Source organism: Salinivirga sp. (assembly GCF_035268865.1).
Classification (GTDB): domain Bacteria; phylum Bacteroidota; class Bacteroidia; order Bacteroidales; family Salinivirgaceae; genus Salinivirga.
The window spans coordinates 1-15,372 of record NZ_DATFKB010000168.1 but is presented as its reverse complement, the minus strand read 5'-3'; the positions used below and the strand labels follow the sequence as shown (position 1 = coordinate 15,372).

Sequence of the window (15,372 nt, the reverse complement as noted above, 5' to 3'; positions counted from 1 at the left end):
TCCAGATTTTAGAAAAAGTCTGAGAGGTAACTAATTTTAAGCAAAAAAAGGGGAACCCCCATGGGTCCCCACTTTTCCAATTCACTAATAAGTCTACTATTTGCTAATTATTAACCGTTTCACTTTAATGAACTCTTCGTTCTGTATGCGGATGAAATATAATCCGCTCTTTGCATCTTTTAAATCAATCCTTGCCTCATTGGTTACTTGTTCTGAATATACAACTTTTCCAATGGCATTCATCACCTGTAAAGCATAAGTGCCATCAAATTTTATAAGAAAAACGCCTTTATTAGGATTAGGATAAATTTTAATATTTTCATCTAAAAGATCATGCAAACCAAGCATGTCAACATTAACAGTCATTGGCCCATTTTCAACATCAACAGTACCTTCTATGTCTGCGTAATTTTGAAGGCTAACCGTATAATTATGCGTACCCACTGCCATTTGTGCTGCTGCATTGCCATTTTGATTTGTACTCATAGTTCCCGCCGGGCATGTTACGGTAGCACCTTCCATTGGAACGCCATCGACTGTTACATGAAAAGTCACCATGTAAGTTAATTGGAAAGGAGCCACAATATCGATAGCTAAATCTTCTCCTGCAACTGTGAACGAGTCTTCAAAAGAAGACATATCCTCCAGGGTTACAACAAAATCATAAGTACCATCAGACAATGAAATTGATGCCTCGCCAGAAACATCGGTGATCAGTGTATTATCTGCCACAAAAATCTCAGCTCCCTGAATGGGACCTGCACTGTCTGTAACAGTAAAAGTTACATTATATGATTCACCTATGCAGGAGAACTGTGCAATCCATCCGGATTGGTTAACATATCCATCAGATTCAAATACAAAAGTTAGTGCTCCTGCAGTATTTGAGGCAGTAATATTTTCTGCCGGATTATTGTCACAATAAGTTCCTATGAGTGGTGCATTGGTATCTTCGCCATCATAAACAGTAAGTTCATCATAGCAGCCGCCTCCACTCATATCTTCTACGGAAAACTCAGTGAAGTTAAATTGCAACATTTTACCACTTTCTGCCGGGAGGAATGTCATGGTATAGTTGGCATCATCAGAATAATTATTCTCTGCTCCCCCGTCATCATAGAATACACCTGAGCATGCTGTAATTGTGCCATCGCCCATCACAAAAACACTCAACACTTCCAGTGCATCAGTCACCATATAAGGCTCAGAATCTCCAATAATATTTGATGCCACAAGCTCTATGCTATAAAATCCGGGTGCATTGAACTGTACCTGTGGATTCATGGAGCTCGATGTCGTACCTTCTACAAATTCATATTCACTTCCAGCAGTGCCCGGATAAATAGCCCAGCTCCAGGCTGTTGGTGTATTAGTCGAAAGGTCGGTAAGCTGGAGCACACCAGCTGGTTCCACCACAGTGTTGTCAATTGAAAAATCTGCTTGTGGCACCTGGGTAATTTCATTTATTACTATATAATCAGTCTTTAGCTCAGTGTCACTTCCTTCAGAATTAGAAGCCATCAATTCAACGCTATAGGTGCCCACAGTATGAAATTGCACGTGAGGATTCTTGTTGGCAGTAGTAGTTCCATTTACAAATTCATAGTCAACCCCTTCGTCTCCAGGCGTAATGACCCAATTCCACTGATTTGGGGCGTTCTGGGTTAAATCTGTAAACTCCACGACATCACCCTGTGTGGTTTCAACAGGGGTAGCTTCAAAATCGGCAACAGGCGGTGCCGGCGGTAAAAGATATATTTTATAATCTTCTGTTTCACCCCAGGAAAATGTACCACATGGATCAATATCACCTGAACCTTCTTTTGCAACCACACGCATAAATTTCTGTCCCTGAATAGTATTGGAAGGTACAGATATAGTCTCGGTATAAGTTGCAGTAACTTCTGTAATCGGAGTTGCGAAAACCATTTCTCCTTCATCATCAAAATCCCCGTCGTAGTTCCAGTCAATAAAAACTTTGGCCGACTTACTGTAATCGCCGCCACACGTACCCACTGTAACACTTATGTCAAATGTCTGGCCAATCATAAACTCATCAGTAAGCGATTCATCTTCCGTATAGTCAACATATGTAGAGCACTCTCCGGCTGTGTTATTTACTACATCGCCAAAGGCTACCTCATCAATCTCACTATCTCCGTCGTTAGTTGCACCTGACTCACAATATTCAGGGACAAAACCGATGATAACTTCTTTGTTTTCAACTGTGTTATATTGATCATTTTGAGCGCCTGAAACATAATATTCCAGATTTACGGATGTTCCAAGTGGTGTGTTTTGTTCAGCAGTAACTTCAAAGGTTGCTAAAGCAGTATCACCCGAAGAAATTGCTCCGATTAAAAATGAAGCATCTGTGAATGTTAAATATTCTGCTCCATCAATAAAACTAAACTCAGCATTCACATCATTTACACCGGCATGACCTGCATTTATAGTTTCAACTTTCAAAAGGGCAGTTTCACCGGGATCCAGAATACCATCGTTATTGCCATTAGCAGAATCGTCAATGGTTAAATCTCCAATACTAAGTTGAGGAGCATTAATTTTAAGGTTTGCGTATGATCTCCAGTCATATGTTTCTTTGTCGGTTCCAGTGGCAAATATTTCGAAATTAACTGTATGCTGATCTTCCACACTATCTGCTATTTCAAATGCAAATGCAGCATCGAGCGATATGGAATCGCCGGCATTTAAATTGCCAAGATCATATACAGAATCAGTGATGGTAATATAATTATCTTCAGTGCGAAGCTTTACCATTACACCATTGGCATCGTATCCGCTGCCAGCTTCTGCAAAATTTTTCATTTTTACATTCATGGCCAAAACACTGCCATAATTTGGCGTATCATCTAAGGTGTAGCTGTCGAGCCCCACGTAAGGCGCATCTGTGAGCACAACTACTGAGCTCTGATGGCGGTTCTTATTATGGGCAATTACTGAAATAGTGATTTGCTCTGGTGAGGTCAAAGAATTAAAAAGCTGTACAATGGCATCACCATTTTCATCAGCTACTGCGCGTCCGATAAGTGCATTGTTTTGAATCAGCGCAATTCTGGCAAACGGTGCATCTGTTTGAATACTAAACTGGCTACTCCCAATGTTTATGGCTGCATTGTAATTAACCACCATATCAGTAGGCTGAGCAGTCCAGATATCCATGGATGGATCACCAAAAAGCGTAAGTTCATAAGCACACCAGCGCATGGCACCTTGATGACTGTTTATGAGGGCAATATTATCGCTTTTCGAATCGCTGTTAGCTTCGCCAATAATGGAGATATCCTCACCAAATATCGCATCAAAAAATTGGCGGTCGTAGTACTGCGAAGCACCATCGGTGCTGGAGTGCTGCCCCCAACCATAACGCGAATTCATAATACAGGCCACTGCTCCATTTTCAAAGTTGGTAAACTCTTCTGCAAAACAATCTTCAGTGCCATAACTTCCTTCAGAACTTCGGTTATCGAAAGATCCACAATAACATCCCTGTGAATAGTCAATTACAAACCCCCGCGTAATGCCATCATTTTGAAAATTTGAGGTTGTAATATCACTGTTATCCATGGTCATATGATAAGTTACATTGCAATGCCCGAGGTGATTCAACAGATTAAGTCCATTGGTGCTAAACTCATCGTACACATCTTGATGGCTCCAACTTTCGTCTCGCTGATACAAACGATTAATCTGGAAATTATCTGAAAATCCGGTAGAGGTATAACCATGGGTTGAAGCACCATCGGCAACTTCATCTTTATAATCTCCTCCGTAAGTCGGATCGTCCCATAACAACTCCCCAAGCATCAGAGCCTTTTCAAGGTCTTCTACAACAGGTTGATCCTGGTACATTATGATTTTATTCATAAACTTTTCAAGTTCAACCACTTCATCTGCAGCAATACGGCCTACATGTACTTCGGCTAATAAATCTTCCTCATCTGTTTCTCCATAAATGCCATCACCATCGGAATCCCAGGTACCGTCCAAACCAGAATAGTAAATGTCGGCAGGGATGAAATCATCTGCCATTCCGTAGGCATTACCGACCATTCCGCGTGTGGGGACAATATTGTCGTCTCCACTTCCATCGGCATCGCCGCCAAGTATAACATACTTCAGGTTATAATTTTGGTAATAATCAATAATACAGTTACGTATTTTCTCAGGGTTGTCGGTTCCTGAATAGGCTGTATAAATATCATCGACCATTTGAGTTTCTACAATAAAACCAGTATTGGTTTTGTAAGTAATATAATCTTCAAAACCCGGTAAAAGAGTTTCGTTAGTTATAAGCAGAATATCAACATCTGATGTGCGTTGTGATTTATTGTAGGTATATTGATTAATTGATGAAGGATTTAAAACGCGATTAACAATTCGTTGTCTGGCTGTGGTACGATCTTTTAAGAAATCCAGACTTTTTTGAGCTGCATCTGTTGGCTCTGTAATAATTTTTAATGTTACAGATTTAACAAATTTCGCCATATTTTGAGTTGGAGAATATTCAACCGGACAAAATGTAAATCCTCCAATTGCATGCCCAGCGATGAACTGGGTAGTTATATTTGCGACTGGTTGCCCGGGATAAACGCCTTTTTGATTGTAAATTTCGGGGTTTGCTTTTATCACATAGGGCTTTTCAGGTTTTTGAGAAAGTGGGAACTGCCTGCCTGCAGGTGCAACTTTCAGATTTTTTGAGCCTGAATAATACTCAACAGATTCAATTTCTACACTTAAAAGCTCATGCCCCGGAGGAAGTAAAATCTCGGCAGCAAAGTGCGGCATATTCGGAGCACCTTCAGGTCCAAAATTATGACAATTGGGGTAAATGATTTCCGTGTAATTATTTTTTGCTTTGAATTGGGGTTGTGTAAAATTGAGGGTCTGTGTCAGGTTATCTGCACTAAGTTGCATACTAAACACAAATCCTACAATCATTAATAATAACTTGTAGTTCATAAGAGTAGTAGTTTAATGATCAAATAAAAAGAGAGATATCATTACTTAATAAGCGGGATAAATCTCATAGCTGATAGCAAGTTAAGAATAAAAAACTAATTATGAATAGATTATAATTAATCTTTTACCCTACCAAGAAAATACCACTTATATTACACTAACAATTAGCACTTTAAAAGGAAAACCAAACGCTATTTAGAATCATTTTAATAAATCAACAAAGCCATTTATCTCAAAACCAGACTAAAATGAAGCTAAACTACCTTATTTAACCACATTTTTATGCTGCATCCTGTTAGCAATGTATACAAATGGCGTATCAGCAGCGGCAACAATCCATTTCAGAACGTACGTGGTCAGCACAATTTCGATCAGTACATTTGTTTCATAGACACCAAGAAAGGCAATCAGGGTAAAAATAACACTGTCTATAAGCTGCGATACCATTGTGCTTAAGTTATTACGCAGCCAAATATTTTTGCGACCTTTAAATCGCTTTTTCCAAAGATGGTAGGCCCAAATGTCATGCTTTTGAGAAACGAGGTAGGCTAAAAAGCTGGCTAATACAATACGTGGCATAAAGCTAAATATATTGGCCGTACTCTCATGCACTGAGCGGGAGAAATCATCTTGCAAGGGCTCAAAAAGCAAAGCAAGGTTCATTAATAAGGTCATGGCTACAAGACTAAAAAAACCAATCCAAATGGCTTTGTTGGCTTCTTTTTTACCATAATTTTCCGAAAGAATATCCGTTACCAAAAATGAAGAGGCATATACAATATTCCCCAGTGTAGCTGCGAAGCCAAATAGCTCCACACCCTGTATAACCTGAATATTTGCAATAATAGCCGCTATGGGGACCCAAATAAACAAACCCATTTTACCAAATATGCGGTATGCCAGTAAAATCAATAAAAAATTGGCCAGCAGCATGGCCAGCCAGAATAACTCATTCATATTGCATCTATTTCTGGTGCAAAAATAGCAATACAAAACTATTTTTCCATTACTTCAAAACCATCTTTTTTATCGCCCGAAATTACAAATATACTGTGAAACTGTGTGATATGCTCAACGCTGGCCAGCTTCTCTTCTAAAAACACCTTGAACTCACTCATATCTGCAACCATAACTTTAAGCAAAGCATCGTAGTTACCCGAAATGTAATAAAACTCCATCACTTCGGGCAAAGACATTGCCTCCTTCTGAAATTCCTCCACAACCCGTTTGGTATGACTCTGAAGCGAAACCATAATAAAACTGGTCATGCTCCGGCCTACTTTTGAGGCATTAAGTTTAGCTGTATATTTTTCAATAATGCCGGCTTTCTCCAGTTTTTTTACACGCTCATAAACAGGTGTATTAGACAGATGAAGTTGTGAGGCCAGCTCCTTTGTAGTTATACGCGCATTTTCCTGTAAAATGGCCAGAATTTTACGATCTGTGGCATCTAATTTCATATTTTTCAGGTTTTTATAGACACTTTCTCTAAAACAAGCATATGTACACTAAGACATTAAGACAAAATTATCAATTTTATCCAATAAAATAGATTAATTTACTAAAATCAATCAAACATACAGCAAAATTAATTATTTTTATTGATATTTGCAGCATCAAATTCTAATACACAACAGCGACAGTAAACTTTCATCCCCATACATTTAAACAGTATACCCCTCGCATTTACAATGCATCTTAAAAAAAAGGTATTTTGTAAATGTTCTGAAGCCATTCATTTGTTGGATGGCTTTTTTCTTTTGTAATAGTCTTTTTAAATATAAAGAAATAAAGTATACACTTCATAAAGTTGTGGAGTAAAGTTAAACCGAGAAAAAGGCCTCGTTTAAGCTTAAACCAAAAAATAAAACACGGATTTTGTTGTAAAACCACCTAAATTCCGAAAGTATTTATTTTTTCCTGTTCATAATACCCGGACATTTTAAATGTCGATGAAAAACACGGAGCATGTTTTAATTTAGTACATTCATTACAACATCATTTATGGCTGTAACAGGTTACCGTTACTGTTTGGGAATTTAGCCAGGAACTTTGGCCTGTATGGATTTATTTCCTCGCTGAACCATTACCGCTCTTAATTCTTACCCTGGCTTAGACCTTGGCGTGGTAACGCATCGCTAGGCAATTTCCAGCCAATCTGTATAATCCGTGACCTATTCTTCATTTACTTTTTTTTCAACTCAATCATTTTCTTAAAGCAAGTCGACTTAGAAGGGCACAACTTTTATTTAATGCAAATAAAGTACGCTATTTCTGAAACTCATTTGCCGGCGATTTGTTAATTTAGCGAAAAGTCAAAAGAATAGCATGTCAGAGGAAATAATTACAGGGTTAGCAACAATTGTAATATTAGGTATCAGTGCTCAGTGGGTCGCATGGCGACTCAGATTGCCGTCGATTTTGCTACTTTTGCTCTTTGGGTTTCTTGCCGGACCTGTTTTCGGTATCCTGGATCCTGATGCAGTAATGGGTCAATCGCTTTTACCTGTAGTGACCATGTCGGTTGCAGTTATACTTTTTGAGGGAGGTTTGTCATTAAGGGTAAAAGAATTAAAATCTGTAGGCGGTACAGTTTTAAAGCTCATTTCACTTGGCGTTTTCATTACATGGATACTTACAAGCCTTGCGGCCTTTTATATTCTTGAATTAAATTTACGGATCTCTATTCTGCTTGGTGCCGTTTTGGTTGTAACAGGCCCCACGGTAATAAACCCGCTTCTGGCACATATCAGACCGAAGGGAAATGTGGGGAAAGTGCTCAAATGGGAAGGCATTATAATCGATCCTGTAGGTGCACTGCTTGCTGTTTTGGTATTCGAAGCATTATTGGTAGAAAAACTCGAACAGGCTTCATCGTTAATTGCCCTGGGCATTTTCAAGACTATAATTTTTGGAGGTGGAATAGGTATTGGTCTGGCACTGCTGCTGGTTTACCTGCTTAAACGTTATTGGATACCCGACTTCTTACAGGAGACAGTGACTTTTATGCTTGTGATAGCAGCCTTTATTTTATCGAATCAGTTTCAGGAGGAATCAGGTTTATTTGCTGCTACCGTTATGGGAATTGTACTTGATAATCAGAAAATTGTCACCATAAAAAACATTGTTGAGTTTAAGGAGAATCTCGTTGTACTTATCATAAGCAGTTTATTTATTTTGCTTGCAGCCAGGCTTGATTTGGAGAGTTTCACCACGCTCAACTGGCATACAATTCTATTTGTGACAGCCCTGATATTAATCATACGACCTTTATCGGTGTTTTTATCAGCTATAGGTTCTGGCTTAAACCTGCGCGAAAAGCTTTTTCTTTCGTGGATGGCCCCACGAGGTATTGTTGCAGCTGCTGTAGCGTCTGTATTTGCCTTTAAGTTAGCCGAAAACGGATTTCAGCAAACTGAACGTATCGTGCCCATTACATTTATAGTAATTGTTTCTACCGTGACCATTTATGGACTAACGGCCACCTGGGTAGCAAAAAAACTTAAAGTAGCACAAACTGACCCACAGGGCATATTGTTCATCGGAGCATTTAAATGGGTGCGGGAACTGGCTGCGACTATTAAAGAGCAAGGCTTTAATGTCGCTTTAATTGACACATCGCCGCTAAACGTACAAAGAGCCCAAAAGCTGGGCTTAAGTGCTTACCACGGGAATGTACTCTCGGAGGCAATTGCCGATGAGATAGAGCTTGATGGCATTGGTAAACTTATTGCACTTACACCCAACGATGAAGTAAACTCCCTGGCGGCATTGCATTTTAGCGAAACCTTTGATTCTGAGCACTTATTTCAACTGCAACCCAACTTAAACGAAGGAAAAGGATACAATGCACACACCCCAAAACATCTTCGCGGCCGATTTGCTTTTAGTAATGACTTTTATTACCAAACAATAGCTGAATTTTCGAAGAAAAAATTTAAACTCAAAACACTTGAGGTGTCAGACAAAACAGATTACGATGATCTGATTTTGGAATATAAAGGCAATATTGCACCACTTTTCATAATTGATAAAGAACACAGACTAAAAGTTTTTACAGAAGATTTGGATTGGGAACCAATAGAGGGTGAAAAGCTAATTGCAATGGTGAAGTCGTAATATAGCACAAAAAAAGCTCAACCTGTATGGCTGAGCTCTTATTTATCGAAGGTTTTTGATTTACAAATTAAAAGCCTTTTTAATTTCATCTACATAGTCAAGCTTCTCCCAGGTAAATGTTTCAATCTCTTCTTTATGACCATTGATACGTACAACTTTTTTCCCGGGTGTTCTACCCATGTGTCCGTAGGCAGCTGTCTCTTCAAAAATTGGATGCTTCAGTCCAAAACGCTTAATAATAGCATGAGGCCGCAAGTCAAATATTGCTTTAATTTTTTCGGCAGCTTCAGCATTATTCATATCAACTTTTGATCGTTTCAGATCGACATAAACACCCACCGGTTCGGCTACGCCAATTGCATAGGCCAATTGCACAAGTGCTTCTTCTGCCACGCCTGCAGCTACAATGTTTTTGGCAATATGACGGGCTGCATAAGCTGCAGAACGGTCTACTTTCGAGGCATCTTTACCTGAAAATGCGCCACCTCCGTGTGCACCCCGGCCACCGTATGTATCAACTATAATTTTACGTCCGGTTAGACCGGTATCGCCATGTGGGCCACCAATTACAAATTTACCTGTTGGGTTAACCAACAAACGGAAATCTGTTTCAAAATACTTTTGAATTTCAGGTGAATATGTTTTGGCAACCTGCGGAATCAGAATATTGCGAATATCTGTTTCAATGCGCGAAAGCATTTGATTATCTGCTCTTTTCTGAGCCTCTGGTGTATTGGCGTCGGCTATTACAAACTCGTCGTGCTGTGTAGAAACCACAATTGTATCTATGCCCAGCGGTTTACCATCATCGTCGTATTTAAAGGTTACCTGCGATTTTGAATCGGGGCGCAGATAAGGCATTTTGCCACAATGCCGGCGAATATCGGCCAACTCTTCTACCAAACGGTGGGCAATATCGACCGGTAAAGGCATGTATTGCTCTGTTTCGTTTGTAGCAAAGCCAAACATCATTCCCTGGTCTCCGGCACCCTGCTCCTCTTCTTTATCGCGATCAACACCCTGATTAATATCTGGTGATTGTTCATGAATAGAAGAAATAACTCCACAAGAATCAGCATCGAACCGGTAATCAGGTTTTGTATAACCAATGCGGCGTACCACATCTCTTGCTATTTCCTGTACATCCACATAAGCTTCAGTTTTCACTTCTCCCCCAACCATCACTAAACCTGTGGTTACAAATGTCTCACATGCACATTTTGAATTGGGGTCTTGTTTTAAAATCTCATCCAGAATGGCATCAGATATCTGATCGGCCACTTTGTCGGGGTGTCCTTCTGACACGGACTCAGATGTAAATAAATAAGGCATAACTTCAAATAATTTCTGTTAATGATAAAAGGCTCATGCATTATAATTTGCACGAGCCCTGTATTTTTTAATATCGATAATGATCAGGTTTGTAAGGTCCGTCTTGTGGCACTCCTATGTAATCTGCCTGATCGTCTTTTAGTTCTGTTAATTTTACACCCAGGTGTTTCAGGTGTGCTTTGGCAACTTCCTCATCGAGTTTCTTCGGCAGACGATACACTTTATTCTCGTGATCTTTTTGCCACAGTTCAATCTGGGCCATCACCTGGTTTGCAAAAGAGTTACTCATTACAAATGAGCTGTGACCCGTTGCACAACCAAGGTTCACTAAACGACCGCCGGCAAGCAGAATAATTGAGTGTCCGTCGGGGAAAATATATTCATCTACCTGAGGTTTAATATTACGTTTTTTCACGTCTTTACGTGCCTCAAGTTTTTCTACTTCAATTTCGTTATCGAAGTGACCGATATTACACACAATGGCTTTATCTTTCATGTTTTCCATGTGCTCTACGGTAATTACTGCTTTGTTTCCTGTTGCTGTAACATAAATATCGGCTGTTGGAAGCATATCCTCAACGGGTTTCACTTCGTAACCTTCCATTGCTGCCTGTAATGCACAAATCGGGTCAACTTCAGTTACTGAAATTTTCGATCCATAAGCAGCTAAGCCCTCTGCGCAACCTTTACCAACACCGCCAAAACCACAAACTACAGAAGTTTTACCGGCAATCATAACATCGGTAGCACGCTTGATACCATCAATTAATGATTCACGATTGCCGTAAGTGTTATCGAATTTCGACTTGGTTACTGAATCATTTACATTGATAGCAGGGAACATGAGTGTACCTTCGTTCTCACGCTGATACAGACGATGTACACCTGTTGTCGTCTCTTCTGAAGCACCTTTAAAGTCTTTCAGCATTTCAGTAAAGAAAGATTTATTTTCAGCTACCATTGCTTTTAAGCGATTCACTAAGGCAACTTCATCGCCTGCCTCCGGTGTATAATCTAGCGTTGATGGGTCTTTTTCGGCATCAGCACCTTTCATAATCATCAAAGAAGCATCGCCACCATCGTCTACCACAAGGTTAGGTCCTTTACCTCCGGGGAAATTCAGTGCTTGTGCTGTGCACCACCAGTACTCATCAAGTGTTTCCCCTTTCCATGCAAATACAGGCACACCTGTTTGTGCAATAGCTGCAGCAGCCTCATCCTGTGTGCTGTAAATGTTACAACTTGCCCAGCGCACATCTGCACCAAGTGCTGTAAGTGTTTCAATCAAAACAGCAGTTTGCACTGTCATGTGTAATGAACCCATAATACGGGCACCTTTCAAAGGTTTATCATTACCAAACTTCTCTCTAAGCTCCATCATACCCGGCATTTCGTGCTCGGCAAGCTCAATTTGCATACGTCCCTCTGCCGCTAATCCAATATCTTTTACTTTATATTTAAGATCGGCGTTAATAGGTTCAAGGTTACTCATGATATCTAAATTTTATAATATTTAACAAATAAAAGGTTACAAAAATAATCAAATCTCGCCAAAATAATCCATTACACATGCAATAAACTTACCAAACGGTAAGATCCTACTTGTAAACTTTCGGAATATGATTGTATAAATCTATGGCAGCTCTTGACTTGTTCAAAGTGAACACGTGTATACCCGGTGCTCCTTTTTCCAAAAGCAAAACGCTTTGTTGCTTTGCAATGTTTAACCCTTCTTTATAAACTTTTTCAGGATGGATCTTAATTTCTTCCATTACATTGGCAATTCTATCGGGAATTTTAGCTCCGCTGATCTCAGCAAAACGTTTTATTTGTGTAAAACTTGTAATGGGAATAATTCCCGGAATAACGTGTGTTTTTAGACCTCTTTTGAGCACCTTGTCCATGAACTCCCAATAATAAAGATTATCGAAAAACATTTGTGTAATCAGAAAATCGGCTCCCGCATCGACCTTTTTTTGTAAATTATCAAGGTCTTCATCCATACTGGCAGCTTCAATATGCTTTTCGGGGTAGGCTGCCGCCCCAATACAGAAATCGAAATTTTGCTTTACAAAACTTATGAGGTCAGAGGCATTATTGAATCCGTCCGGATTTTCAGGAAAAGTTTTACTTCCTTTTGGAGGATCACCGCGCAAAAGCATGACATTTTTCACACCCATATCCTGCAGGGCTTGCATATCGGCTTTAATTTTCTCTTTAGTAGCACCAATTACGGTATAATGTGCCATGCAGGTAAAGTCCAGCTCATTCTGAAAAAAATTGACTAAATCGAATGTATGATTATGCGAAGAGCCTCCTGCCCCATAGGTTACAGATACAAATGAGGGATTAAGGTTCATCAGCTGGCCGGCATTTATACCAAATTTTACCGCCGTTAGGTAGTCTTTTGGCGGAAAAAACTCAAAGGAAAATATACGTTTTTGCTTCTCAAACAGATTAATTATCTTCATATGTGGGTACAAAATTAAAAAACTTCTATAAAGTGCTGCATTTAGCAATCTGATTAAATGATGTCTGACACATATTTTTTTGTAAACGATACAGGATTAGAGTAAATTTGTAAAGACCTTAAGATTAAGGCATATAAAATAATTGGCTACCCACTGCTACCCTTCGTCACTGAAACTCAACCATACCTGGGTTAACTACCCTTGTATGATCCAACGCACTGGTTTCTCGTCATCAAAATATTTATCATGAAAAAAATTTATGTCATAATTGTCATATCCATGGCGACTATCTTTACATCCTATTCCCAGGATCGTTTTGATTTCACGTTACAAACCGGTTATCCACTCTCCCAAAGTGTTTCAGGCAGTTTAGACTATGAGATGCAAGGCGGAGTTCCTCCCATCTTTTTAGAAACGCACTGGTATTTTTTACCGGGACCTTTTTTAAATAACCTTGGCATTGGCGCCGGTTTCGGATTTCATCATATGAACACAGAAGATACTGATATTGGCTGGCTGTGGACCTATGGTAGTGGTGCCAGCGGGGCCCTGTTCTATTGGCCTGTTTACACAAGTTTTAAATACCGGATACCTGTAAATACCAGCTTTATCCCTTATTTTAAATTCGACACAGGTTACACCTTTTTCGATGCAGAAGAATCTATTATGTGGCCCGACGACCGCGATGCAGACTCTTATGTTTGGGGAGGTGCTTACATTGGGTTGAGTGCAGGTATAACCCTGGCTCGTATTATTAATATCGAGTTGAATTACAACATTCTGAACTCAGCAATAGGTACCGATTACCGCTATAGCGGCTACTGGCAATACTGGGAGGAAGAATACACAGCAAAAGTTTTCTCAATTACGGCTGGAATTTGCCTGTAATACAAATAACCCCGGTGACCTGTAAAAGATTGCCGGGATTATTTACATCTTATAAAGCAATTGAAGTATTTTATTCCACTATTACACGATAACCTCCCGTATGGGCTCCGAATTCTTGCGCACGTGTTTTGTGCAATGCGGCACCCAATTTTGGCATAACCCTACTTTTTTTGCTACAGGTCAAAAAAAGTAGACAAAAAAAACCCGCCGCTTACAGAAAAGTGCTAAAAATCTATTCGTTATGGCTAAAGTTTACGAACTCACTTCGATTTTTTTTTAAAAATCGAAGCTCAAACAACGCAAACTTTGACGCCATAACAAACAGATTTTTTTAACGCATTTTTCTTCATGCGGCTAGCTGGCCAACTTTTGACTGCTGATCAACGACAAGACCCAAGGCGGGTTGGCCAGACCAAATTACTCGTAAACTCGTAAGGGCTAAAGCCGTTGGCGGGCCAGCGCAGGGGTGAATGTTCTACTCGAATTAATCCATAAAATGATTGAAATCATAATTATGGATTGCATGAGAGTAAAGAGCGGAGTGAACAGCCTGTTCCGATAGAATCGGAAGCGAAACACTCATGAGCCGATAGGCGAATAACCGTAATTTGGTCTTGATTTCCGCCAATTGTCGGACAGGTTTTGATCCTTTTCATCAAGGAAAAGGATAAGAGAAATTATTCCTCACCGTTGCCCGGATTTATGCAACATATTATAATTCTATTGAGCGAAATAGGATGGGACACCCAAAACATCAATTTAAAACTCACAATAGACTGATAATCAGCAGTGGGTTTTTAGGGCGTCGATGTGGTGCACAAAACAGGAAATAACCCCGGTGACTTGTAAAAGATTGCCGGGATTATTTACATCTTATAAAGCAATTGAAGTATTTTATTCCACTATTACACGATAACCTCCCGTATGGGCTCCGAATTCTGGGGCATATGCCGATTGTATTTCTACCGGGCCGGCGCTAAATTTTCCGGCACGTACTACAAATACATCGTAACTAAGCACATACGTGCCATTATTTAGTCGATCTATAAAGAAAAGACGCCCATTGTCGTGGCTTTCGCCGTAGTAACTCAAACCACCATCCCACGTGTAACCGCTCATCTGGTCGAGTGGCTCCATGCAAGCTGCATGGGGTGATTTGATCCATACGTAATCGAGCTCCCGGTTACTGCTTACCGTAATTTTAATACGCAAACGGTCTCCGGGCTTCAGATTTGTTTCGGTAGTTATGGATTCGAGTTTACTCCCTTTTGCTGTTTCCCGGACTTTGTATATTTTCCGGTTTACAGACATTTCGTCTTGCGCAGGTTCAATATTGGCGAAATCTTCGGTAAAACTATGGTAAACAGCACCCCAAACGGGAACCTCTCCGGGATTAGCCACATAAACATCATTCATAAATGGATTGGGCTTACCCAGTGATTTTCTGAAATACCCGGAACCTGCTTCGGCAGCCATTTCATCGGTTTTAATAATTTGCCGGCCCACTTTAATTTTAACTGGCTTTGTGCGGTTAAGCCAATTCTTACCTGAATTTAGCAATGCATCAATGGCCATTAAC

Annotated in this window: 8 protein-coding genes and 1 pseudogene; 2 read left to right on the top strand and 7 right to left on the bottom strand. The window is 39.9% G+C overall.

Annotation, left to right across the window (positions count from 1 at the left end):
• Positions 1-96: 96 nt before the first annotated feature.
• From VJ937_RS10010 to VJ937_RS10000, 3 genes are all read right to left on the bottom strand, one after another.
• A complete protein-coding gene (locus tag VJ937_RS10010; RefSeq protein WP_324066758.1) occupies positions 97-4,983 on the bottom strand; it encodes a C25 family cysteine peptidase in 4,887 nt (1,628 codons plus the stop codon).
• 264 nt (positions 4,984-5,247) lie between these two features.
• Positions 5,248-5,940, bottom strand: a complete 693-nt coding sequence (locus VJ937_RS10005) for a queuosine precursor transporter (protein ID WP_324066757.1) — start codon at positions 5,938-5,940, stop codon at positions 5,248-5,250.
• 38 nt (positions 5,941-5,978) lie between these two features.
• A complete protein-coding gene (locus tag VJ937_RS10000; RefSeq protein WP_057954673.1) occupies positions 5,979-6,443 on the bottom strand; it encodes an Lrp/AsnC family transcriptional regulator in 465 nt (154 codons plus the stop codon).
• A gap of 868 nt (positions 6,444-7,311) precedes the next feature.
• Between VJ937_RS10000 and VJ937_RS09995 the strand changes: the two genes are divergently transcribed.
• The gene (locus tag VJ937_RS09995) at positions 7,312-9,102 is read left to right on the top strand and encodes a cation:proton antiporter (protein WP_324066756.1); all 1,791 of its coding nucleotides are present in this window, start codon (positions 7,312-7,314) and stop codon (positions 9,100-9,102) included.
• A 60-nt stretch (positions 9,103-9,162) separates the two neighbouring features.
• Here the strand turns inward: VJ937_RS09995 and metK are convergent, their stop codons facing one another.
• The 3 genes from metK to VJ937_RS09980 all read right to left on the bottom strand — a co-directional run bounded on the left by metK (position 9,163) and on the right by VJ937_RS09980 (position 12,905).
• Positions 9,163-10,434, bottom strand: coding sequence for a methionine adenosyltransferase (gene metK, locus VJ937_RS09990; RefSeq protein ID WP_324066755.1), 1,272 nt, complete (start codon positions 10,432-10,434; stop codon positions 9,163-9,165).
• 67 nt (positions 10,435-10,501) lie between these two features.
• Positions 10,502-11,926 (bottom strand): adenosylhomocysteinase, encoded by a 1,425-nt coding sequence (gene ahcY, locus VJ937_RS09985; protein WP_324066754.1) that lies wholly within the window; start codon positions 11,924-11,926, stop codon positions 10,502-10,504.
• A gap of 106 nt (positions 11,927-12,032) precedes the next feature.
• Positions 12,033-12,905: a methylenetetrahydrofolate reductase gene (locus tag VJ937_RS09980; protein ID WP_324066753.1), complete on the bottom strand. Its 873-nt coding sequence runs from the start codon at positions 12,903-12,905 to the stop codon at positions 12,033-12,035.
• Positions 12,906-13,151: 246 nt separating this feature from the next.
• On the opposite strand from VJ937_RS09980, the gene VJ937_RS09975 reads away from it, so the two are divergent.
• Entirely contained in the window at positions 13,152-13,793 is a 642-nt protein-coding gene (locus VJ937_RS09975) for a hypothetical protein (RefSeq protein WP_324066752.1), read from the top strand.
• An 894-nt stretch (positions 13,794-14,687) separates the two neighbouring features.
• Here VJ937_RS09975 and VJ937_RS09970 read toward each other — a convergent pair.
• Positions 14,688-15,372: pseudogene (locus VJ937_RS09970) on the bottom strand (hypothetical protein); the annotation flags it as partial.